General features: G+C 65.2%; 23 protein-coding genes. All 23 read right to left on the reverse strand.

The window, feature by feature from the left end:
- Positions 1-240 carry a tail protein X gene (locus ACK3EW_RS20770; RefSeq protein ID WP_493807656.1) on the reverse strand — a complete coding sequence of 80 codons (240 nt, stop codon included), beginning with the start codon at positions 238-240 and terminating at the stop codon, positions 1-3.
- The gene (locus ACK3EW_RS20775; protein ID WP_493807657.1) at positions 237-671 is read right to left on the reverse strand and encodes a phage tail protein; all 435 of its coding nucleotides are present in this window, start codon (positions 669-671) and stop codon (positions 237-239) included. The genes ACK3EW_RS20770 and ACK3EW_RS20775 overlap by 4 nt, the downstream gene beginning before the upstream one ends.
- Entirely contained in the window at positions 671-4,168 is a 3,498-nt protein-coding gene (locus tag ACK3EW_RS20780; protein ID WP_493807658.1) for a phage tail tape measure protein, read from the reverse strand. The genes ACK3EW_RS20775 and ACK3EW_RS20780 overlap by 1 nt, the downstream gene beginning before the upstream one ends.
- Before the next feature lie 98 nt (positions 4,169-4,266).
- A complete protein-coding gene (locus ACK3EW_RS20785; RefSeq protein WP_493807659.1) occupies positions 4,267-4,584 on the reverse strand; it encodes a phage tail assembly protein in 318 nt (105 codons plus the stop codon).
- 113 nt (positions 4,585-4,697) lie between these two features.
- Complete coding sequence (locus ACK3EW_RS20790; RefSeq protein ID WP_493807660.1) at positions 4,698-5,234, reverse strand: phage major tail tube protein; 537 nt, start codon at positions 5,232-5,234, stop codon at positions 4,698-4,700.
- 36 nt (positions 5,235-5,270) lie between these two features.
- On the reverse strand, positions 5,271-6,527 hold the full coding sequence (locus ACK3EW_RS20795; RefSeq protein WP_493807661.1) for a phage tail sheath family protein: 1,257 nt from the start codon (positions 6,525-6,527) through the stop codon (positions 5,271-5,273).
- A 354-nt stretch (positions 6,528-6,881) separates the two neighbouring features.
- Positions 6,882-7,304, reverse strand: coding sequence for a hypothetical protein (locus tag ACK3EW_RS20800; RefSeq protein WP_493807662.1), 423 nt, complete (start codon positions 7,302-7,304; stop codon positions 6,882-6,884).
- Positions 7,305-7,315: 11 nt separating this feature from the next.
- Positions 7,316-8,467, reverse strand: coding sequence for a hypothetical protein (locus tag ACK3EW_RS20805; RefSeq protein ID WP_493807663.1), 1,152 nt, complete (start codon positions 8,465-8,467; stop codon positions 7,316-7,318).
- A gap of 21 nt (positions 8,468-8,488) precedes the next feature.
- Positions 8,489-9,253 carry a hypothetical protein gene (locus ACK3EW_RS20810; protein WP_493807664.1) on the reverse strand — a complete coding sequence of 255 codons (765 nt, stop codon included), beginning with the start codon at positions 9,251-9,253 and terminating at the stop codon, positions 8,489-8,491.
- A gap of 11 nt (positions 9,254-9,264) precedes the next feature.
- Complete coding sequence (locus ACK3EW_RS20815; protein ID WP_493807665.1) at positions 9,265-9,753, reverse strand: hypothetical protein; 489 nt, start codon at positions 9,751-9,753, stop codon at positions 9,265-9,267.
- A 104-nt stretch (positions 9,754-9,857) separates the two neighbouring features.
- Positions 9,858-10,064: a hypothetical protein gene (locus ACK3EW_RS20820; RefSeq protein ID WP_493807666.1), complete on the reverse strand. Its 207-nt coding sequence runs from the start codon at positions 10,062-10,064 to the stop codon at positions 9,858-9,860.
- Between the two features lie 8 nt (positions 10,065-10,072).
- Positions 10,073-13,276, reverse strand: coding sequence for a DUF4815 domain-containing protein (locus ACK3EW_RS20825; RefSeq protein ID WP_493807667.1), 3,204 nt, complete (start codon positions 13,274-13,276; stop codon positions 10,073-10,075).
- Between the two features lie 15 nt (positions 13,277-13,291).
- On the reverse strand, positions 13,292-13,987 hold the full coding sequence (locus tag ACK3EW_RS20830) for a BW3TFN family phage tail fiber component (protein WP_493807668.1): 696 nt from the start codon (positions 13,985-13,987) through the stop codon (positions 13,292-13,294).
- Positions 13,988-14,000: 13 nt separating this feature from the next.
- Positions 14,001-15,467, reverse strand: coding sequence for a phage tail protein (locus tag ACK3EW_RS20835; RefSeq protein WP_493807669.1), 1,467 nt, complete (start codon positions 15,465-15,467; stop codon positions 14,001-14,003).
- A complete protein-coding gene (locus ACK3EW_RS20840; protein WP_493807670.1) occupies positions 15,464-16,318 on the reverse strand; it encodes a baseplate assembly protein in 855 nt (284 codons plus the stop codon). Before ACK3EW_RS20840 ends, ACK3EW_RS20835 begins: the two co-directional genes overlap by 4 nt.
- On the reverse strand, positions 16,315-16,737 hold the full coding sequence (locus tag ACK3EW_RS20845) for a GPW/gp25 family protein (protein ID WP_493807671.1): 423 nt from the start codon (positions 16,735-16,737) through the stop codon (positions 16,315-16,317). The genes ACK3EW_RS20840 and ACK3EW_RS20845 overlap by 4 nt, the downstream gene beginning before the upstream one ends.
- Positions 16,738-17,013: 276 nt before the next feature.
- A complete protein-coding gene (locus tag ACK3EW_RS20850; protein ID WP_493807672.1) occupies positions 17,014-17,319 on the reverse strand; it encodes a hypothetical protein in 306 nt (101 codons plus the stop codon).
- A 74-nt stretch (positions 17,320-17,393) separates the two neighbouring features.
- Complete coding sequence (locus tag ACK3EW_RS20855; protein WP_493809767.1) at positions 17,394-17,534, reverse strand: PAAR domain-containing protein; 141 nt, start codon at positions 17,532-17,534, stop codon at positions 17,394-17,396.
- A 173-nt stretch (positions 17,535-17,707) separates the two neighbouring features.
- Positions 17,708-18,472, reverse strand: coding sequence for an IS21-like element helper ATPase IstB (gene istB, locus ACK3EW_RS20860; RefSeq protein WP_493806661.1), 765 nt, complete (start codon positions 18,470-18,472; stop codon positions 17,708-17,710).
- Complete coding sequence (gene istA / locus ACK3EW_RS20865) at positions 18,469-19,959, reverse strand: IS21 family transposase (RefSeq protein WP_493806662.1); 1,491 nt, start codon at positions 19,957-19,959, stop codon at positions 18,469-18,471. Before istA ends, istB begins: the two co-directional genes overlap by 4 nt.
- 198 nt (positions 19,960-20,157) lie before the next feature.
- On the reverse strand, positions 20,158-20,595 hold the full coding sequence (locus ACK3EW_RS20870) for a VRR-NUC domain-containing protein (protein ID WP_493807673.1): 438 nt from the start codon (positions 20,593-20,595) through the stop codon (positions 20,158-20,160).
- Positions 20,592-20,876, reverse strand: a complete 285-nt coding sequence (locus ACK3EW_RS20875; RefSeq protein WP_188483858.1) for a hypothetical protein — start codon at positions 20,874-20,876, stop codon at positions 20,592-20,594. Before ACK3EW_RS20875 ends, ACK3EW_RS20870 begins: the two co-directional genes overlap by 4 nt.
- Positions 20,873-21,136 carry a helix-turn-helix domain-containing protein gene (locus ACK3EW_RS20880; protein WP_493807674.1) on the reverse strand — a complete coding sequence of 88 codons (264 nt, stop codon included), beginning with the start codon at positions 21,134-21,136 and terminating at the stop codon, positions 20,873-20,875. The genes ACK3EW_RS20875 and ACK3EW_RS20880 overlap by 4 nt, the downstream gene beginning before the upstream one ends.
- Between the last annotated feature and the right edge of the window lie 43 nt (positions 21,137-21,179).

A 21,179-nucleotide genomic window follows, 5' to 3' on the forward strand; every position in this document is an offset into this window, starting at 1 on the left:
TTACCAGAGCCGGATCGGCGCCAGGACCTGCGCCGGATCGGGCGCCGGGTCGGGGGCCGGGACCGGCAGCAGGATCGACGTGCCGAGGGGCAGGATTGCGCCATGCGCCGCAAGCCCGGGGTTCATCGCGTAAACCTGCTCGACAAGCCCCGGCATGGCGCGGTGGAAGCGCCGCCAGACAAGAAGCGATATAGTGAGGCCATCACCTTCGACGGTGACGCGTTCGGTGATGTCTGTCATGTCAGCTCCGGCAAGAAGACCCGCGCCAGGCGCGCGAAGAAGGTGGTGGCAGCGGGCGGCGCGCTGCGCGCCACCTCGATATCGACGTCGATGACGCGGCCGACCCCGCCTGCGCCCAGATGGCTCGACCGCTCCGTCACGGTGCGGATCACCACCCAGCCCATGACGGCACCGTCGCCGCGCATCATGTAGTGCGGCGCGCCGGAGGCCCGGAGGGTGTAGAGCATGTCCAGCTCCGACAGCCCGCCGAATGTCTCGGGAAAGAGCCTGGCCTTGATCGTCCAGGTCTCCGGACCCGCGCCCACGAACTCGAGCGGGGGGCGGGCGCCCAGCACCGGCTTTTCGGCAAAGCCGGCGGCGTGGCCGTGGTCATAGCTGCCCGCATTGAACGGCACGACCTCGAAGCGCAGCGGTCCCAGCATCATCAGCATCACGCAAACCTCATGCCTGTGTCGGCAAACACACCGCGGAAGGCCTCGCGCACCTCGTCGCGCATCTGCCGCCCGATCTCCCGCGAGAGCTGGGCGGGATCGATCCGCTCGGTGGTGCTGATGGTGGGCGAGATCACGATGTCACCAACCGTCACCGTGATCGTCGGAGGGCTGGAGGCGGCCGAGGCAGATGATGCAGGGGAAGCCATCGGCCCCTCGCCAGTCGGGTGCACATAGCCGTTTCGACTGGCCGTGATCAGCTCGGGGCCATCTTCGCCCACGAGATAGGTGCCGCCCCGGCTGATCGGGTCCCCCTTGGCGCGCTGGCCGTCGAGTTCTGGCACCGCGGCAGCCGAGGCTGCAGGCAGGGCTGCACCCGGTGTCGTGCCGGGGCGATTGAGCCCATCAAGCTCCATGGCAATGGCACGCGCACGGGCCAGCGCCGCATCGATCGAGGCGCTGTTGACCTCAGGGGTCGCACTGGTATCGCCCAAGACGCGCAGAGCATTGGTGACCTCGTCCGCACGCGAGCGGCCTTCGGCCAGCTCTGCTTCAATGGCCACAAGCTCGTCTTGGAGCAGCGACAGGTCCCGCTGCAGCGGTGCCGCCAGCGTTGGCCCCATCGGGCCATTTTGATTGATCTGTGCGATCTGCGCCTGAACTCCAGCCATCTCGTCTTGGAGCTGACCTGCGTAGGTGGAGAGATCATCAAGATATTGTTGCGTCGGCACGTCACCCGCCGACCGCGCGGCCATCAGGGCTTCGGCAGCGGCACGACGGTTATCATCCAGCGCGCCGAGGTCCCCTTGAGAGGGAGGTGCCGGGACGGCCTGGGTCTGCGCAGCGCTCTCGTCCTCTCCGATCAGCCACTTGAGCCAGCCCGGGGGCTCGCCAAAGTCGATCAGCCTGGACAGGTCTATCCTGCCGATGGCCGAGAGGATGTGCCCCGGGATCCCCGCAACCCAGGCCAGAAAGTCATCAAACGCCTGCACCGCCCCGTCCTTGAGCCGCTGGATCAGGGTGGTGCCTGCCTCGAACACCTCTGGGGGGATTTCCCCGAAGAGACCGCGCAGCAGCCCCATCACGAAGTCGGAATAGGCATGCCAGGCAGCGCCGATACTGTCAAAAACGGCGTCGACGATGCCGCTGGCCACACCGCCCCAATCCACACCCGGACCATCGCTGGCAAGCCAGGCCGCAACACCTGTCCAGATCTCGGTGAAGGTCTCGTAAAGAAACCCGCCCACCACACCGATCAAGCGACCGATACCGGCGCCGATCGTCTCGCCCACCGCGCCCCAATCCACCGTCACGGTCGAGGCCCAGTCATGGACAGCCCCATACGCACCGGCCATCGCCTGCACCAAGGCCGCGCCAAGGCCATAAGCAACCTGCGGCACCCCAAGCACGATGTTCGCCGCGACCTGCGACCAGTCCACATCCAGCCCGCCCACGAAGGTGGTCAATAACGACCAGGAATAAGATATCGATGCAATCGCCAGCTCCCCAAGGCCGCTCCAAACCGCAAGCATGCCGCTGGCCACAGCAGCACCAACGCGGCCCCAATCCAGATCGCCCACATAAGACGTGATCGATGCCCAACCGGAGCGGAGCGCGGCGATTGCGGAATTGGTAAGGCTCGCAGCAACCGATCCAATCGAGACACCTGCGCTGGACGCAAGATCGCTCAGATCAAGCTCGAGCCCGTCAAACCATCCTTTGACGCGTGACCAGCCCGCCAACACTCCATCCATGAGACTTTCGGCGATTTTGGAGCCAGCACGCCCGGCCTGCGCCAGCGCCGCCTGCGGATCAACAACCAGATTGGACAGGAAGTCGCGCAGGCCAGATGCAGCTCTCGCAAGACCCGCCACCGCACCTGCCGTCGCAGTCCCTGCAGCCGACCCCCAGCGCAGCCACAAATCGGGATCGATCGGCCCCGTCAGCCGATTGAACCACGATAGAGCGTCCCCCACGAGGTCGTTGAACCTCTCGATCGCAGCGGTTGCGGCCCCCATGGCGCTTGAGAAGGACGTCTTGAACGCATCGATGCCCGCTTTGACGCCCTGCCAATTGTTGCTCAGGAAGGACAGCGCTGCGCCAACCGCAAGAAGGGGTCCGGCACGTGCGACCAGGAACAGGCTGCGGAAGCCTGCAGCCAGCAGGCTCAGAGCGCCGCCGCGGCCCAGCAGCCCGACAAAGGTCAGGCCAGCGAGGGCGCCTTTGAGCGCGATGAACCCCGCAATCGATCCGACAATCGCCGTGGTCACTTCCGGATAGCTGGCAGCAAACTCGGAGGCCGCAACGATAATTGGCGCAATCGCCTGTCCGAGGCGGACGAGGGCCGGGATAAGCGCGTTGCCGATGCGGATTTTGAACTCGTCCAGCAAGCTCAAGAACCGCTGAAGGTGGGAATTGAACGTGTCGTTCTGTGCGGCGAACTCCGCAAAGGCCGAGCCCGCATACTGGGATTGGTCCCCCACCATCGCCAAGGTGCCCTCGATCAGATCGAGGTTTGTCAGCAGAGGGCCAAGCGCCCGGGCCTCGCTGCCAAAAAGGTCCGTGGAGATGGCCGCCTGCTGTTCCGCAGGCAGCTGCGCAATCCGGCGCAGAACATCCGTTGTTGTTGCAACGGCGTTCTCCTGCATCGACCGGGCGACCTGCTCGGCATCAAGGCCGAGCGCCTGCAGCGCGTCCCGTTGCGACCCCGTGGCGGATGCTCCGCGCGTCAGGGCCGCCCCCATGTTCCGGAAGGAGGTGGCGGCCACATCGGACTGCGCGCCTGCCGCCAGCATCGCCGAGGCAAAGGCGGCGGTCTGCTCGGCGGTAAAGCCGAACATGGTGGCCTGCGCGCCCACGCTCTGCACCACGCTGAGAATGTCCGCAGCACTGGATGCCTGGCTGTTGGACAGGTGGTTCATCGCGTCCGCGAGCAGGATGGCCTCGTCGACGGAAAGACCGAGTGCTGTCATCATGTTGGCCATCGCAGTGCCGGATTGCTCGGAGCTGATATCGAAGGCGACGCCGATCTTGGCGGCCGCAGCCGTAAACCGCGTCAGGTCCTCTCCTGCGATGCCGGCTTGGCCCGCAGCAGCTGCGATTTCCGCCAGACCATTGACGGCAAAGGGGATCTCCCGTGAGAGCCGGAACAGCTCGTTTTGAAACGCCTCAAAGGCTTCGGGTGTCGGAAAGTCGACAACCTTTGCCACGCTGGCCATGGCCGCCTCGAACTCTGCCGCGGTCTGGATCGGACCTGCGATGGCCGCGTGCAGCGTGGCGTAGCTGCCCGCGACGTCGATCACCCCCAGGCGGGCCCTGTCCAGTGCATCTGCATTGCGCGAGAGCGCCAGATCAAGCCGGTCCGACAGACCGAGGCGCTGGCCATTTGCCTCTCGTATCCGGTGCGTGATCCCGGCCAGGGAGCCTGCGGCCTGCCGGGCGGGTTCGGTGACCCGGTCGATCAGGGAAATGATCAGCTGCGACGTCAGAACGGACATGGCTCACCTGCGCTGTGCGCCGGCCAGACGCCGGGCTTCGTTGTGCCAGAGCACGACCTCGGACCAGTCCATGTGCTCGAAAGCGGTGATGGGGGTGTTCAGCCAATGGGCGGTTTCGGCAATGACGGAGCGCCAGTCCCTTGCGCCTTGGCCTGGGGGAAAAAACCGGCGACCTCCTCCGAGAGCTTGGTGAAGTCCTCGGCATCGAGCTCCTCGATCACCTCTGGCGGCAATCCCGTCAGGGTGGCGGCCATGACAATGCCCTGATCAAGCTTGTCTTTGATGCCGTCCAGTGCGGCGTCCATCGCCTTGAGGTCCTTGACCTTGGGGCGGGTGATCGTGACCTCGGAGACCTCGCGGTCCTCGACGGTCACGGGGTAGTGCAGGCGAAGCGTTTTGGTCTTGGGGGATGTCATGGGTCACCTTGCGGTCTGGATGTGCAGGTGTGGCGCAGTGCTGACACCACGCATCACATGTTGGTTACGGTCGTTGGGGTCCATCAGCGTGACCTCTGGGGTCATCGGGGCCATCACAATCCGCCGGGGATGCGCAGGATCGCGCGCTCATCCGCGTTTTGGGAGACGCCGTTGACGCGCCAATCCGATGTGAAGAAGTCCCAGTAATAGGTCTCCGTGCCTTCGAAGTGCAGCTCGTAATGCAGGATCTCCGAGATCGTGTAGTCGAAGCCCTGCATCTCGCCACGTGTGAACGCTTCGGGGCTCGCGGCACCGAGGCGGCCTTCAAGCACCGCCTTGGCCTCGATGGCGGCACCACTGCGCTTGTTGCGGATCACACCGTAGGCTGTGAACTTCTTGCGCGCGCTGGCGCCAAGGCCGAACTGGGCCAGCAGGTCTGGATCCCAGCCCGCCAGCTTGAAGCTGGCCTCGAGCTTCTGGATGCCGACCGCCACCTCGATCTGGACGCGCGAGCCGCCCGGCTGGTGGTCCTGATAGGCTTCCTGCAGGTTGGGCAGCTGCAATTCGGTCAGGGTGAGGTGCTTGGAGGCGGTGGGGTCGTCATCGCCGCAAAAGAGGTTTGCGGCCTCCATGAGGTATATCGTGCTCATCTGAGCCTGTCCTTTGTGTTGGGGGAGTGTGCCGGGTCAGCCGGTGATGGTGCCGACCTGTGCGAGCAGCTCGTCGAGCATGGCATCGAGCGCCGGGCGATAGCGGGCGGACTGGATGCCGAGGTAGCGCAGGACCGGGGCTTCCTCAGCCGCGAAGGTGACGGTGAAGCGGCCCTGGCGCAGCTCTTCGGGGCTGTTCTGTGCGGGCAGGAACTTGACCTCGAAGCCCAGAATGTCGCCATCGGCCTTGAGGTTGCGCAGCGCCGTTTCCATGGTGTTCAGAACGGCCTGGATGGTCTGGCCGGTGATGTTGAAGCGCCCGAGATAGAACCGCACCGTGCGCAGCAGCATCAGGTGGATGTAATCGCGCCCGCGGGTGACGTTGTAGAACCGCCACAGGTCGTCTTCGCCGGCGTTGTCGGTGCCGACAAAGATGAAGCCGCCCTGACCGATGGCGCTCTCGACACCCATTTCGCCGCGCAGCAGGATGCCGATATTGGCCGTGAGCAGGCTCTGGCCCTCGGTGGCGCCATCGGTGAGCGAGAAGGCAATCGGGCGCGAGGGTCCGACGATGCCCTGCACCGGCTGGTTGGCCCAGCTGTGGAACGGGCGGCCCTGGAAGGCATGATCCCGCCGCACGCCCAAACCAATGACCGCCGGGGAGAGCGGTTGGACCACGGTCACGCCACCGTCGAGCACGCGCACCGCCGGGTCCACCGGGATCAGGCGGTAATGGGAAATCGTCTCGCGCCAGTCGAGCGCGTCTTGCAGAGTGGTGGCGGGGCCATCGACTACCGCATGCGCCAGCAGCTTTTCGCAGATCGGGGGCAGCGCCGCGCAGACGGGGTTTGCATCACCCCCCATGCGCTGGCTGGTAAAGCCCGGGGCACAGATCAGGCGGGGCGTGACGCCCAGCTCAGCAGGTGCGTTCAGGAACGCGCTGAGGCCCGTGGTGACACCGTCACCGACGATATTGGCGAGGGTTTCGTCGATGGCGCTCGCTCCCTCGCCGTCGGCGACACGCACCACGACGATCTTTGCGGCCGCCTGGAAGACCCCAAGCTGCGCGTTCACAAGCGCAATCGCATCGCGCAGGGTGCCGGCCGCACCAAGCGCCGTCAGCTTGGTGGCGTCGTCGGAGTAGAGAAACACGGGCGTGTTCAGCGGGAATGCTGAGGCGTCCGCGTCAGCCGCGGTGCCGATGAGGCCCACGACGGACATGTCGCTGGCCACAGGCGGACGTGGCTCGGTGTCGATCCGCTGGATCGACAGGCCAAAGGTAGGATCAGACATGGGGGATGTCCTTTGCATTTATGGCACCCGACGGGCGCTATGGAGGGTTGGAATTGGGCTTGCACACAGGTGCGGACGCATCTGCGTGTCGAAGAACCGACACATTATCGAAAAACCGACACTCAGAGATTTGGAGCTGGATCAGCCGTTGCGAATGGCGGCACCGCGCTCTGCAGTGACGAAGCCATTGGCCTCGAGATAGGCGAGCCCGTCGGAGGATGTCCTTTGCATGGATGGCACCCGACAGGCGCCATGGAAGGTTGGAATGGGGTTTGCAGATAGGCTTGGCTGCTTCTGCGTGTCGAAGAACCGACACTCAGTCGAAAAACTGACACTCAGACGTTTGGAGCTGGATCAGACGCTGCGAATGGCGGCACCGCGCTCTGCGGTGACAAAGCCATTGGCTTCGAGATAGGCGAGCCCTTCGGTGACATCCGCGCTGGTCAGGTCCACGTCTTCCGCGAGGGTCAGCATCAGCAGGAAGTCGGCGACCACCGGGTCTGTAGCCTCGGCTGCACGCAGTGCGATGCGCTCGGCTCGGGTGAAGCGGCGCAGGAAGTCGAGGCGCGAGACCACCGTCACGGGCTCGGGCTGCGGGAGTGCCACCGCGGCAACAGGAGCTGCGGGCTCGAACTTGCGACCCGTTTTGACAAAGCCGGGTTCAACCGCGTCTGGCACCTGAACATACTCTCCGTGCAGCGCGGGGTGAATGCGGCCCTCAAGGGTGTCCAGCACCTCGATGACGGTGTCGTTCAGGACTTTTGCAAACTTGCTCATGAAACTCCCCTTTACAGGATCAGCGCGTATTGAAGGATGATCAGCCCGTCGCCGCCAAAGCCGTGGCCAGTCAGGGTGCCGAACTGATAGCCGGACCCGCCGCCGCCACCTGCGTTGCCGCCATTGCCTCCGGCGCAATACTGACCCGCGCCACCGCCACCGCCGAGGACACCGCCATTGCCGGCCAGCATGTAGGCGTAGGTCGCGCCTGACGAATAGGGTGAGGCCGATCCACCGCCGGCTCCCGGACCGCCATTGCCTGCATTGGTGCCGGCACGATCGGAGGATTGGCTCGACATGGCATTTCCACCACCGCCGCCGCCGCCGAGCAGCACCACGTTCGGCTCAAAGACGGCGTTGCCACCGCCATCGCCGGCGGGCGTCATCGCGCAGGCTGCGTTGGAGTAGTTGGTGGAGCTTGCGCCCCGCCCCCCGGCGCCGAGCAGACCGGAGCCACCGCTGCCGCCAAAGCTCTGGTTGGCGCTGGAGTTCATCGCACTGGTGCCGCGGCTGGCTGTGCCAGCCCCACCGACAGAGGCGTTAGCGATCTCGGGCACGGTGCCCGGAAAGCAGATTGAGGCACCACCGCCGCCCGAGCGCGTGAATCCATCTCCGCCTTTGAAGCCATCAATATGCCCATCGGGATGCGGTGCTGAGGCGCCACCGCCACCGCTGCCGCTGTTCGATGCGACCTCGCCGATGCCCCCAGTCCCACCGCGCCGGTTGATATCGCCACCGACACCGATGCCGCCAACACCGAGGACAGCGGCCCCCTGATTGTCGGCCGCGTTGAAGCCGCTATTGCCGCCGGTTGCAGAGAGGAAAGCACCGAAGGAGGATGTGCCGCCCGCGCCGGCGTGGGACTGCGCGCCGAGCCCGACGATCAGGGACACCGCTGCGCCGATTGTGAGGGCGCTGACAGGGATTTCAGACATTGCGAGACCGCCGCCGCCGCCGCCGTGACCATTGCCCGTCGAGGCCGACCTGAGACCGCAGGCACCACCTGCGCCCCAGACCCGCGCACGCACAGGCACATTGGGATCGATGGTCTCGGGTACAATCCAATCAAAAACACCGGCCGTGTTGAAGATCCTGATCTGGTTGCGTGGGCCCACGCCATTGCCGCCGATCCGCGCGAGGACCGGGTTGTATATTGTCCGCATGTCGCGTCCTTTCGTGTTCAGTTAGATCAGCGCCGAGACGCCCCAGGCGGTCAGGGCTACGGTGTCGGTGTCGGCCTGTGCGTAGAGCCGGTCGCCCGGGCCGAGGATCAGCGCGGTGCGGTAGAGGATGCCGCCCGGGTTCAGCGCGACGGCGTGTTCGAAGATGTGCCTGGGCTCGAGCACGATATCGATCGTGGCTGTCGCTGCAGCAGTACCACCGCTGAACGACACCGTTGGGGGTTCCGAAAAGCCTGTGCCCGGGTTGGTCAGCGTCAGGCTCAGCACGGCAAAGGTCAGCACGAAGGTCGCGCCGGCCCCTGATCCGCCGGTCACCGGTGCAGGGCTGTCGGGGAGAACTGCGTAATCGCCCCCGGAGGTCAGCTCAGCCGCCTGGATGGCGCCCGCGCCGTCCACATCGGTGACGGTGATCACCGCTGCCGTCTGATCCGTCAGGGTGACCAAAAGCGCGTCGCCAACGGCGTAGCCGGTGCCCGCGTCCACAAGCGTCATGCTGTCTGCCGTCATGCGGGCTGTGGCCGCGGCCCCGGTGCCGCCACCGCCCTCGAGCGTCACGTCCGGGATGGCGACATAGCTGGCACCGCCGTGTGTCACCGCAAGCCCGATCACACGCACCGCCTCGCGCGAGGCCGCATAAAGGGTGACGGTGGCGATGTCGGAGCCGGTGTTCACCGCATTGATGTTGAAGGTGGTCCGCCGTCCGGTGGGGATGGTCAGGACCTCCACCGCCGTGTCGGCCGCACTCATCTGGTTTGCAAGGATGCTCATGGGCCTGGTCCTCAGAGTTGATTGAAGAAGAAGGAGGTGGGGGTCAGGCCGGAGGCGGTCGCTACCGCTGCCAGCGCCGTCTCGGTGACCTCGGCCACAGCGCCCTCGGTGGTTTCGGCGACCGCTGCCAGAACCGCGTCCCGCTCGGTTACGATAGCCACAAGCGCAGCACCTTGCGCCTCCGCGATCGGTGGTAAGGCTGCCGTCCCCGCCGCGTTGATGCTGCTGAAGTGGTTGGCCATCGCCGCATCCGCCGCTGCCAGCGCATCCGCGATGGCCTGCAAGGCGTTGTCCCGAGACGTCGCGACCTCAACAGAGACCGCAGCGCGCTGTTCCTCGCCGAGCATCTCCACCTCGATGGCGGTGGTCTTGCCCGCGATGCGCTCAAGGGCCGTGCCCAGCATTGCAAGGTCTTCGGCTGTGGCCGTCTCCGAGGTCGCCAGCGCCTCGATCTTGGTCTTGAGGGCGCTCAGCGCGCCCCGCAGCAGGATATCCGTCATGGGGTCCTCTTGAGTGTCGTATCAAATGTCCGAAGTTGCGCTTGGGCGGTACTGCGTGTCGTTCAAGGGGGTGGCGGGGTACGCAGGTATCCACGTCCACGCCGTCACAGTTTCAGTCCGATGAAGTCGTGCACCCAGCGCCGCCGGGTCTCGGCGATCTGAGCCGTGACGTCCGCGTCAGCGGCGACCAGCGTGGTGCGCAGCCGCTCGATATCCGCCTGCATCGTGTTGTCAGGATGGGGAAGCGGGTAGCCCCGCCCGGGGGTGCGCTCGTCCCGGGTCACGCCTTGTGTGGTTGCCGTGTTGCTCATGCGCCCCCTCACTTGAGGATGGCGCGCAGGGCGCTGGCGAACGGCCGGGCCGCCGGGGTGCCCGACAGCGCGATCTTGATGCGGGTCACGTTGGCGGCCCCCACACCGGCAAAACCGGACCCGACATAGTGCCGCTCCTCGGCCCCATTCTCGATCGGCTGCCCGCTCTCCAGCGACAGCTGCGACCACCCCGCATCCGTCTCCGCAAATACCGCCACGCCAGCCCCGGGCGGGATCAGCGTGTCGAGATAGACCGAGACATCAAACGTCGCCGCCGCCGGGATCGCCCGGCTGACATACTCCGCCTCCGAGGCCAGCGCGCCGTTCAGCACCTGCACACCGGGGAAGAGGACCGGTGTGAACCGCTCCGAGCCCGAGAGCACCGCCTCCACGCTCAGCCTGTCCGACACGCGCGCCGCCAGATTGAGCGCAGCCCCTTCCGTCATGCGGAACACCTGGCCAGAGCTGTCGCGCAGCACGAAGGTCACATCGGTCTCGGACGACATGCGCTCCACGCCCGCCAGCGCGATGAAGTCGGTGCTCTCCGAGACCGTGATCTCCCCAAGCGCCACCGTCCTCGTCGTCTCGGTGAACCGTGCCGCCAGCAGCCGGAACTTGAGGTCCCGCTCCTGATGCGGGGTCCAGGTCGAGGCGTTGGAGGAGGACAGCAGCACGCCGATCCGGTAGGGCTGCGCCGTCACCCAGGTTTCCGTCTCGGCGTCATACTTGCCCAGCTCCGCCACCCGCAGGGCGTGGTCCGGATCGTCGGTCAGAAACACCAGCGCGTATTCGCGCCCCGCCCGGAGCAAGGTCGGGTCAAACGCCACCCGGGTCGCCCCCCCCAGAGTGACCGTCGCCATGTCGACCTCGCTCGAGGTCACGACAGTTTCGTTCGGAAACCCGACCGTGGTCTCGCGGATTTGCACGATCGTGGGCGCATCTGCGCGGCCGATCGCGTCGAACCAGACGTCGAGCCCCGCCACCACCGTGTCCACATCCAGCACAAGCGTCTGCGCCAGCGGGTCCCACCGGCGGGGAGGCCGCGGCGGCGGAGGCGGAGGCGGCGGGCTCCAGCGCACCGTCCGCCGCGTCGTGACACTGCGGAAGGTGTTGGTGATGATCGTCCCGTTGGCGGTATACGTGCTTTCGCCGAACGATCCGGCTTCGCCAAGAAAGGTCACGCTCTTTGACCCGGTGGGCACGCCGGGCGGGATCGTGAAGGCGGAGCTGAGCACACCGGCCGCGTCTGCCACCGGTGCAGGGTCTGGCGTCACGTCGAGCCCGTCGAACTCCACCCGCAGCAGCGCCTCGTTCGGGTCCATGCCGCGCAGCGTGAAGCCGACGGAGCGCTGGCGGATGTCCAGCGCGGCGCGCGAGGTCGAAGACACAAGCTCGGTGCTGGTGGAGACCGACGTGCTGGACAACCGCCCCGAGCCCGAGGTGAAGGCCCGGGTGATGGCGGAGGTCCATTGCGTCTCGACACGGGTCCAGTTGTCCACCGACGGCACCAGGGTGACCGCCGCCGGCACCGGCTCGAAGTTCATGTAGGGGTTGATCTTCATCGCCCGCGTGCTGGCCAGCTGCTCAAGCACCGGTGTCAGCTCATAGGCGAGCGTCCACGTCGCCGCGGCTCCCTCTGGCGGTTCCTGAACCGCCGCCGTGATCGGCAGGGTCAGCTCGCCCCACAACACCGCCGCGCTTTGCGGGATGCCCTGATCGCGCAGGTCGTCGTCGAGGAACGGGTCGACAAACACCCCGAGCTTGGAGGTGGGGTCGGTGATGTTGGCGTCATTGCGCAGCCGTTCGATGGCCACCAGCTGGAACAGGCCGCTGATCTGGCGTTGCATCGCGGCAAGGTCCGCAAAGGGCACGGCCCGGGTCGCGGTGTTGCGCACCAGTGGCACCCGGTCGGCAAACCAATCCAGCGCCACCTCCGCCAGAGGCAGCACGCTGCCCGGCAGCTGTGGGGCCTGCGGGTTGAGGGTCTGCGAGACGCCGCGCACCCGCGAGAGCAGGCCACCCGCGCTCATCACCAGCGCATCGATGCGCGGCAGCTTGTAGGCATAGTCGATGAACACCGTGGTCCCGGTCACGGCACCCGAGACGGTCACGGTCTCATCCGTCACAGCATCCGGAGCGATGCTGTCGATGTAGCGATAGGTGACCGAATAGGTCGACCCCGGCGCAGGCTCCGCGCCGCCCGGCGACCAGTCGATCCGCCCAGCCGAGACCACGTAATCCACCCCTTGCGTATAGGCGGTGCCACCTTGTGACACGCTGAGGACCGCAACCACCGTGCTGTTCGCAAGCGGGTCCGATGCTCCGGTGAAGGCGCCATGGGTGACGGTCTCGGGGGTCTCGCGGGTGATGGTGACGTCCGTGACCTCGGCGATGGGGGCGAGATTGACCGGGATCACCGCGGTGCCGGTGCCGCCATCGGCAAAGCCATGCGGCTCGGCATTTACCGCGCGCAGGTCCGGATCGACGGCCCAGCGGAGACGTGTGGATTGCGGGCGCTCGACCTTGAGACCCCCGACATTGCCGACACCTTCGGCGAGCGAGAAGACGTACTCCGCCGCCGCATCGTCGCGGGTCAGATAGGTGAGCTCCAGGCCAGTGGCGACATAGGAGCCATTTGCCTCGCGGTCATAGCGCGCCACGGTTTGCAGCACCGCGTCGAGCTCGGGCGGCTGGATCCTGTTGTCGAGTGTGCCATTGGTGACGGTATAGATTGCATGGAAGGCCCCGGTGCCGCCGTCGTTCTGATTGCCGCTGTCCCAGCCCCAGAGGATCTGCTCCTTGCGACGTGCGGCCCCGGGTTCCTGATAGTTGCGGGTGCCCAGGGCCGGATCGCGCAGGGCCGGGTCCTCGAGCTCGGTGACGATGGTCTCGACAAAGCGCACGCCGAGGGCCACCGTCCGGTCCACCGGGATCACGAAGCGGGTGGCACCAACAGGGCGCGCTGCGCCGCGCAGGTAGACGATGCCGGAGGCCAGGTTGACCTCACCTGTGGCGGGATCGACGGAGACGTCGCCATCGCGGATCAGGTCGCCTTCCTTGAAGATGGCGTCGCCGATCCTGGCGAGGCGGTCCGCGAGCCAGGTCTGGACTTCGTTCAGCTCGCGGCTTTGCAGGCCGTCGCCGGCGCGGAACATCAGCTCGGCATAGCCGGAGGCCGAATTGTAGAGATTGTAATAGCGGTCAAGCGCCACGGGTGGGCCTCCTGATTAGAACGTGACCACGAACTCGAAGGTCTCGCGGGTCGAGGGTTGGCGGATGATCGGGACGGTGTTCTGCACGATCAGCAGGATGCCGGGGTCGGTGATGGCGGCCGGCTCGAAATACCGCAGCCCCGCCGGCAGGGCGGGATCGGTGGTGGTGCCGACAAAGAGGCCTTGTTCGCGGATCACCGCATCGGGGGCGTCCTCGAACTCGAAGCGCACCCGCACGAAGAGGTGATTGGTGGGTGTGGCGGAGAGCGTGAAGCGGCCGGTGGGGGCGACAATCGCGCCTGCATCATCCGCGACCACGAACGCCACTTCGTCCACCGCACGGCGGCCGAGCTCGCCCAGCAGGGCTGTCTGCGTCACATCGGGCGGGGGTGTGTCGATGGTGTAGTCCACGCGGACCGTTGCCTCCGTGGGGATACCGCCAGTGACACTCCGCGTGACACGGCCGGTCGAGCTGTCCACCGTGTAATCTGTCCCGGCCGAGTAGGTCGTGATCCCATCCGGAGAGGCAAGCGCCACGCCTGAGACGTAAGCGTGCGGCAGCTGCAGCACATCGTTTGCGCCGAACGTCAGGGTCCTCTGCGGGGCGGTGCTGTCCCAGGCGGTGTCGCCTGTCCCCCAGGCAAGATGGAGCGGGCGCTGGCGGATTGCGTCCGCCAGAGCTGCGCGCCCCGAGCGCGTCATGATAGCCATTCAGGCCTCCTCGTCAGTCTGTGTTGGGTGTGTCCGTGCGGTGCATGGCCCCGACGAGGACCTGCACCTCGGACCAGGGCTGGTCGACGTAAGTGAGCGGCAGCCAGAACTGCCCGGCGTAAATTGTGTCTCCGGTCACTTCACTGAACCGGATGGGAGACGCCGCCGGATCATAGACCTCAGGCAGCAGTGCCCGAGACGGATTGGTGGGCGTCAGAGCGAGACCGTCGCCCACCGCTCGCGCATCGGCCCGGCGCACCTGTCCGGGAATGAAGCGGTCCTGGTCCGAGACCCGCGCGTCGGCACGCACAGCGTCCCCCACGCGCACCGCCACCTCGTAGGTCTCGGCAGCAAGCGCCCGCGAGGGCTGAGCGTACCAAACCGGCGGTAAAGTCCGCCGCGTTTCCGAAAGGCGATAAACCTGTGACCGGCCGCCGAAGGCGTGGGTGCGCAGCACATGGCTCCACCGCGCCACCACCACCGGCGCAGGCGCCAGTGCTGCCCCTGCAGAGCGTCGCTCGAACATCTCCGTGCGCCGGATGCGCCGCACCTCTGCCGGAGCGCCGGAGACCGCAGCCTCCTCGGAGAGTCGCCTGCGGTCCTCGTAGAACACCCAATCCACCGGGGGTGTTCGGCTGTTGATGTCCCCGAGGCGCATCCCTTCCGTTAGCACCATCTGCGCGCGCTGGAACCTGCGCACCGGCTCGAAGTCGGCTGGCTCGTCCGGGACGCCGTCGGTGTTGGCCAGCGTGAACAGGTGCGCGTGATAGATGAACGGGTTGGGCGTCGCCCGGTCATCGTCGAGCACGCTATCCGACAGAACAAACCGACCCGGCAGAAACCCGCGCGCGACATGGTCGACGAATATCCCTGCATGTGTCCGCACCTCCGGCGCGGGTACAGTCGCGGGAAACACGCGTCCAAAGGACAGGCGTGTTTGCCCGTCTGTGTGACGCACGCCGCTGTAATCGCTGAGCAGCCCGTCCCCGAGCCGCGTGTCGTCCAGCTTGATCCGCCGCAGGTCATAGCCGTGAAAGATGCGCGCCAGCCGCGATCGCGCCGGTGCCGACAGGCGCGCGAGCGCAATCAGATCGTCGATGTCCTCAAGCGGTGGCACCGCATTCGTGTCGATCTGAAACGCCGCGAAGTGCTGCCCGGGCTCCTCCTGGAAGACCTGAACCCCGTCCAGATCGCGCCAGGAAAAGGCAAGGCGCAAGGCCTCCGGCGTCCCGCGCAAGCGCTGCCAGCGAATACCCTCCCGCAGCGCCCGTTGGGGGTCACTCAGATAGGGAAGGATGTCTCCCAGGCCGTATTCCCAGATCAGCCAGGGCACAAATGGATCAAAGCCGTCGAGCTTGGCCCGGGCGTTGGGCCGGATGGCCGGGGCGCGGGCATCCAGCGCCGTCGCGGCCTCCATCGCCCGCTCAAAGGTGGTGGCACCCGGCGGGAGTAAAGATGGACCCACAGATGGCTCTGTCATCGGTCACGCCCGCCGAACGTGATCTCGACGGCACCGAGGGCAACGCACTGCTCGGCACTGATCACCGTGTCGGTCGCAGGCGCTGTCAAATGCACCCGCTGCACCCCTGAGGGGTGGAGCTGCGCGTTGATCCAGGACCTGGTCAAATCCCAGCCAAGCCCGCGCGCCGCCGCAAAGCGCGCGGGGAAGTCGACGCGCAGCTGCGCGATCACCTGAGCGGGGGTGTCGGGATAGAGAAAGACCGTGGCGGCCACATCCACGGGCACGATGCTGGCCGAGACCACCTCGACCGTGTCGGTCAACACGCGCACGTCATCGCGCAGCACAATTGCCCGCACAGCCGTGAGCAGGTCCTCGGACGACGCCCCGTCACCCTCGGCCGAGAGCACGGCAATCCGCACGATGCCCGCGCTTGGGGAGGAGACAGCTGCGTCGGAGACCCGCTCGTCCGCCGTCAGGGCCCAGTACCGGTAATGCGCGGCACCTCCCGCATTGGACCAGCCCTGGATGCGCTGTTGCACCCGCAGGCGCAGCGCGGTGTCGGTCTCGTCCGTCAGGCGGGTGACGCCGTAGAAGCTGGCGAGATGATCAAGGTCGGTGGTCCCCGCAAAGGCCAGCAGGTTGGCACGCGCCGCGTCATTGACCCGTTGCCGCAGCAAGAGCTCGCGATAGGCGCAGACCTCGAGCAGCTTGCGCGCGGGCTCGCTTTGCAGGTCGATCACCGGCGCGATCGGCGGGAAGCGCGCCACCAGATCGTCGCGCATCGCCCGCAGGATGACCTCGAAGTCCAGTTCCTCGATGACGCCCGGAGCCGGGAGAGAGGACAGGTCGATCGTGCTGGTGGTGCTCATGGCGTTCCCTTGTCTGCAATCGCGAGACCGACCTCGTCGGCGTCAATGACCAGGCTGCGCAAACCGGCGGAGGTGGGATCGCCCAGCAGGGCCCGGGGGCGGTATTCGCCAGAGATCGACAGGCGCACAACCCCGTCCCGGGTGACATCCTTCAGTCCAATCTCCGTCACCTTGAACCGGGGCTCCCATTGCTCGATCGCCGAGGTGAAGGCCGCAAGAAACAGCGGCACCTCCGATCTGTTGATCTGCCGCCCGAGCAGCGTGGGCACAAACGACCCGTACCATTCGCGCATGACGCGCGCGCCAAACCGCGTCGTGAAGATGTCCTGCAGGGACTGCACCACATGCGACCAGCCCATGAGCGTGCCCCCCGTGGCCGCGTTCAGGCCAACCGAGGGGCTGTTGTGATTTGGCACCATGTCGAATGCGTCCCATTGACCAAGGACCGGTCGTTCACCAGAAGCCGATCCAACCAGTATAACGCGACTCGAGTGAACCGATCACCATGAAAAAATGCATGTATTGCGGCGGCACTGTCCGGGAGACCGATGAGACCTGCCCGAACTGCGAAGAGCCCACAGCACCGATCCTGCGGAAGAAACCGGCTCCAAAGGGACCCGTGTTCCAGACCACGCGGACGAAGCAAGACGGAGAGGCAGACACAGCAAGCAAAGATGACGGCTGAGGGCCGCGGGTTACTGCTTCGGAGACGCACCGCGTTCTTTGCTGGTTTTGACGGTGCTGTCAGCGGTCTTGGGTTCTACCGTCGCTTGGCGTTGCGCTGCCGCAGGCGGCGCAGTCCTGTCATCGGGTTTGTCCCCGGTCGACGCCTCTGCGGTGTGTTCAGGCGCATCGGTGTTGACGTCCAGCAGCCGTAGCGTGCCAAGCCGAACCTCATGTTCGGCCTGTTTCTCGGTCAGCGTCAGCACCGTTCCGACACCGGTATTGTTGGTCCCGGCGACGAAACGCCCGGCTGTCTCGGTGATTGCGTAACGTGGCATGTGATGTCCTTTCTTGTCTTTCATTGCGGGGAATTTTTGGAGCTGAAGCTTCCAACTCAGAGCTCAGTGATCAGTCATCTGCCGGCAAAAACATCCGGCGATCCGCCGGTGATGGCGCCTGCGTCGATGGCGTCACCGACGCGGGCAATTGAAACTCCGTTGACGAACACGGTGGCACTGCCGCCTGTGATCGGGACCGTGTGCTGGAGGCACAGTTGTCAACGGCAGAGTAAAAGTGAGCCAAAGGGCAGCGCAAAATGTTGCCACTTTGGGTTTGGGATAATCAGCGTGAAGACGAGCGCCAGCATCCGGGCAGCCGCGCTTGTTATATAGCGGGCGGTTGTCCGGATGCTTTGGACCGTCAGGGCCAATCTGTGCTGATTGAGGTTTAGGTTTTGGGCGCTGCTTGACGCGCCTTGCTCTGGCCAAGGCGGTAGCTTTCGCCATTCATCTCCAGGATGTTGACGTGGTGGGTCAGGCGATCGAGCAGTGCGCCTGTCAGGCGTTCTGACCCAAATGTTTCTGTCCATTCGTCGAATGGCAGGTTGCTTGTGATCAGCGTGGAGCCGCGCTCGTAGCGTTGGGAGATCAATTCAAACAGCAGCTCAGCCCCGGTTTTGCTCAGTGGCACAAAGCCCAGCTCGTCGATGATCAGCAGCTTGTAACCAACCATCTGTTTTTGAAGCCGCAGGAGCCTGCGTTCGTCTCTGGCCTCCATCAGTTCATGAACAAGCGCTGCGGCGGTGACAAAACCGACAGACAGGCCTTTCTGGCATGCCGACAACCCGAGGCCGAGGGCAATGTGGGTTTTGCCGGTGCCGGAAGGCCCAAGCGCGATGACATTCTCGCGCCGTTCGATCCATTCGCAACGCGCCAACTCCAGCACCTGCATCTTGTTCAGGGCGGGGATCGCCTTGAAGTCGAAGCTATCCAGGCTTTTGACGGCTGGGAACTTTGCGGCTTTGATCCTGCGCTCGATCATCCTGCGTTCCCGGTCAATCATCTCCAGTTCGATCAGACGTGCAAGAAATTGTACATGGTCCAGTCCCTCGGCTGCGGCCTGCTTGGCCAGTTTGCTGTATTCCCGCAGAACGGTCGGCAGCCGCAGCGATTTGAGGCGGTAGTTCAGCAGGATTTGGGGAGCGTCGCTCATGCTGCCTGCCCCCGCTTCATCAGGGACATATAACTGGCCGCCGACGTCGTGCCGACATTGGCCTTTGGCAGATACGGATAGACATCCAGATCCAGCTTGGGCGGCCGCTTCTCGACCTGGCACAGCACGAGGTGTTTCACGGCGTCAAACCCAATGGCACCCATGCGAAGTGCGTTTTTGACGGCAACCTGCAGGTCTGCCATCTCGAATGTCTCCAAGAGCCGCAAGACCTGCACATACTCACGCCGCCCCGCCTTGATCATGCGGGCTTCCATCAAGCGGCGCAGGGTCACAAATTCCTCTGGCAGCTCCCATTCCACCAATGGGGCCGCCTGATCCAGCGCGCCGGTCTTTTGCTCCAGCAGCGGCAGATAGTGAACGGGATCAAAGACCATATCCTCCCGGTCCCAGCACCGGCTGTGGCGGGCAATCACCTCTCCACCACAGCCAATGACCACCTGATCGACATAGCCACGAAGCCAGACATCGCGGTGCCCGTAGGCGACAGGAACCGAATAATCGTTGGTTTTGTAGCGCACCAGGGATTGTGAGTTCACCTGACCATTGGCCTGGTCACAGGCATCAAACGGTGACGCCGGCAAATCCATCATCGCATCAAGATCGCGGACCAGTCGTTGCCCGATGCTGTCGCTGTGACCGCGCAAGACATCGCTCTGGCGCTTGCGGCATTGTTCTTCCAGCCAGGTATTGAACGCCTCCCATGTCGCAAAATGTGGGATAGGCACCATGAAGTTGCGCCGGGCATATCCGACCAGACCCTCAACAGCGCCTTTATCGTTGCCCTTACCCGGTCGGCCATAACGATCTTGGATGAAGTAATGCGACAGGAACCCACTGAACAGCTTGGTCCGCTTGCGCGAGCCGTCCGGCAGGATCTTCGCGACCAGGCATCGATCGTTGTCATAAAGAACCGACTGCGGAACCCGGCCGAAGAATGCAAAAGCATGAACATGGCCATCAACCCAAGCCTCGGAGACCGCCGCAGGATAAGCACGCACAAAGCAGGCATCGCTGTAGGGCAGATCCAGTGCAAAGAAATATGCCTTCTGCTCGACCCCGCCAATCACGACCATCGCCTCGCCAAAATCCGCTTGGGCATGGCCGGGGGCATGTGCCAGAGGGACAAACATCTCTCGGCTGCGCCGCCCTTGTTCCCGGACATAGTTCTTGACCGTCGTATAGCCGCCTTGAAACTGGTGCTCGTCGCAAAGCCGTTCAAAAATGCGCTTGGCGGTGTGGCGCTGTTTACGGGGACGGTTCAGATCGTCTTGCATCCATTCGTCGATGAAGCCGGTGAACCCGTCCAGCTTGGGCCGCTTGATCTGCGCCGTTCGCTGATAACCCGGCGGGACCGAAAACATCATCATCTTCTTCACGCTCGCACGCGAGATCCCGAAATGGCCGGCGGCCTCCCGTTCGCTCATACCGCCCCGACGCGCGAGGCGGACCTTCAAATATAAATCCACGACTAAAATCTCCCGCCCTCCCTGCAAACAGAAAGGGCCAAAGTGGCAACATTTTACGCTGCCCGCAGCGAGATTATCACGCCACTTCCGTGGCCAACTTTTGCACTGCCGTTCTCAGATCGCACAGATGCCAGAGGACAATCTTTGTTGTGGGCTTCAGCCCGCGCTGCTGGATCGCCCAATTGGTGGCGGCATGGCTCATGACGACGCGCTCCCGGAACAAGCTCGAGGCCCGGAGACGCCCAGCGCCGGGCTGCCGACAGCGCCGACCACCCGTGTGGTGAGCCCGTGATCCGCCAGAGCGCCCAGCGCGTCATCCAAGGAGCGCACCAGTGCCCAGCCAAACCCTTGCGCGTGCACCGCGTCGCGAAACGCCTGCTGCGCCGGGCTCAGCTGCCCCTTGCGGGATTTGAGCTCCAGAAACAGCACACGGCCATCACACAGCACCACCAGATCAGCAAAGCCGGGGTGCACCCCCATGCCGGTCAGGATGGCCTGGCGCTTGGCGCCCCGAGGCCCGGCCTGCGCGACCTCGTTGGAGCTGTGATGCACAATCGCCCCTTTGGGCAGGACGACCCGCAAGGCGCTGACCACAGCGCGCTGCAGGTCCGCCTCCGGTGTTCCGCGCGTCTTCATCGCCGGTCCTCCGGATCGGCCCAGGCGGGGCGCCCGCGGCCATGGGCTTTGCCCCCCAGAACGACGAGCAGGATACGGGCATCCTCGCGCTCCTCGGGCGTCTGGCCGTGCTGGACCAGGACATTGCAGGCCAGCCGGACCATGTGGTCGGAATGGTGCACCACATCGGCCACCACGATGCGGGCCTCGCGCAGGCGCTCGTCGATCCAGTCCTGGCGGCTGTCATCGCGCGCGCCGCGCCGGCGGCGGCTTTGTGCACGAAAGGGCAGGGGAAGGCTCATCGGCGTGCCCCCCGGCGTCCGCGACGCTGGCCGATCGTCTCTTGCTCCTCCAGCCAGTCGAGAACGGCACTGCGTCGGTAGAGGATCTTGCGTCCGGCTCGGATGTATGGCGGCCCTCGCCGTGCATCCGCCCAGCGCCGGAGGGTTTCCTCACATACGCCGAGTTCCAGGGCGAGGGCAGATCGGCTGATCCAGCCGCTCAGAAGCGTGAGGCCCTCTGAATTCGAAGATCGACCGGCGTCGGTGCACATCTGTGTCATGTCATGTTCTCCCGATGATCGCCGGGTGTCGGCGAATGTGGTC

The organism is Marivita sp. NO-S04 (assembly GCF_059070475.1).

Excerpts from the sequence above, each read along its gene's own strand:
- ACK3EW_RS20875 (WP_188483858.1), bottom strand. The coding sequence starts at position 20,876 with ATGAGCCTTCCCCTGCCCTTTCGTGCACAAAGCCGCCGCCGGCGCGGC.
- ACK3EW_RS20840 (WP_493807670.1), bottom strand. The coding sequence starts at position 16,318 with ATGAGCACCACCAGCACGATCGACCTGTCCTCTCTCCCGGCTCCGGGC.
- ACK3EW_RS20830 (WP_493807668.1), bottom strand. The coding sequence starts at position 13,987 with ATGGCTATCATGACGCGCTCGGGGCGCGCAGCTCTGGCGGACGCAATC.
- ACK3EW_RS20785 (WP_493807659.1), bottom strand. The coding sequence starts at position 4,584 with ATGACATCCCCCAAGACCAAAACGCTTCGCCTGCACTACCCCGTGACC.
- ACK3EW_RS20805 (WP_493807663.1), bottom strand. The coding sequence starts at position 8,467 with ATGCGGACAATATACAACCCGGTCCTCGCGCGGATCGGCGGCAATGGC.
- ACK3EW_RS20820 (WP_493807666.1), bottom strand. The coding sequence starts at position 10,064 with ATGAGCAACACGGCAACCACACAAGGCGTGACCCGGGACGAGCGCACC.
- ACK3EW_RS20880 (WP_493807674.1), bottom strand. The coding sequence starts at position 21,136 with ATGACACAGATGTGCACCGACGCCGGTCGATCTTCGAATTCAGAGGGC.
- ACK3EW_RS20800 (WP_493807662.1), bottom strand. The coding sequence starts at position 7,304 with ATGAGCAAGTTTGCAAAAGTCCTGAACGACACCGTCATCGAGGTGCTG.
- ACK3EW_RS20850 (WP_493807672.1), bottom strand. The coding sequence starts at position 17,319 with ATGCCACGTTACGCAATCACCGAGACAGCCGGGCGTTTCGTCGCCGGG.
- ACK3EW_RS20815 (WP_493807665.1), bottom strand. The coding sequence starts at position 9,753 with ATGACGGATATCCTGCTGCGGGGCGCGCTGAGCGCCCTCAAGACCAAG.
- istB (WP_493806661.1), bottom strand. The coding sequence starts at position 18,472 with ATGAGCGACGCTCCCCAAATCCTGCTGAACTACCGCCTCAAATCGCTG.
- ACK3EW_RS20770 (WP_493807656.1), bottom strand. The coding sequence starts at position 240 with ATGACAGACATCACCGAACGCGTCACCGTCGAAGGTGATGGCCTCACT.
- ACK3EW_RS20845 (WP_493807671.1), bottom strand. The coding sequence starts at position 16,737 with ATGGTGCCAAATCACAACAGCCCCTCGGTTGGCCTGAACGCGGCCACG.
- ACK3EW_RS20835 (WP_493807669.1), bottom strand. The coding sequence starts at position 15,467 with ATGACAGAGCCATCTGTGGGTCCATCTTTACTCCCGCCGGGTGCCACC.
- ACK3EW_RS20790 (WP_493807660.1), bottom strand. The coding sequence starts at position 5,234 with ATGAGCACGATATACCTCATGGAGGCCGCAAACCTCTTTTGCGGCGAT.
- ACK3EW_RS20780 (WP_493807658.1), bottom strand. The coding sequence starts at position 4,168 with ATGTCCGTTCTGACGTCGCAGCTGATCATTTCCCTGATCGACCGGGTC.
- ACK3EW_RS20795 (WP_493807661.1), bottom strand. The coding sequence starts at position 6,527 with ATGTCTGATCCTACCTTTGGCCTGTCGATCCAGCGGATCGACACCGAG.
- ACK3EW_RS20870 (WP_493807673.1), bottom strand. The coding sequence starts at position 20,595 with ATGAAGACGCGCGGAACACCGGAGGCGGACCTGCAGCGCGCTGTGGTC.
- ACK3EW_RS20775 (WP_493807657.1), bottom strand. The coding sequence starts at position 671 with ATGCTGATGATGCTGGGACCGCTGCGCTTCGAGGTCGTGCCGTTCAAT.
- ACK3EW_RS20810 (WP_493807664.1), bottom strand. The coding sequence starts at position 9,253 with ATGAGCATCCTTGCAAACCAGATGAGTGCGGCCGACACGGCGGTGGAG.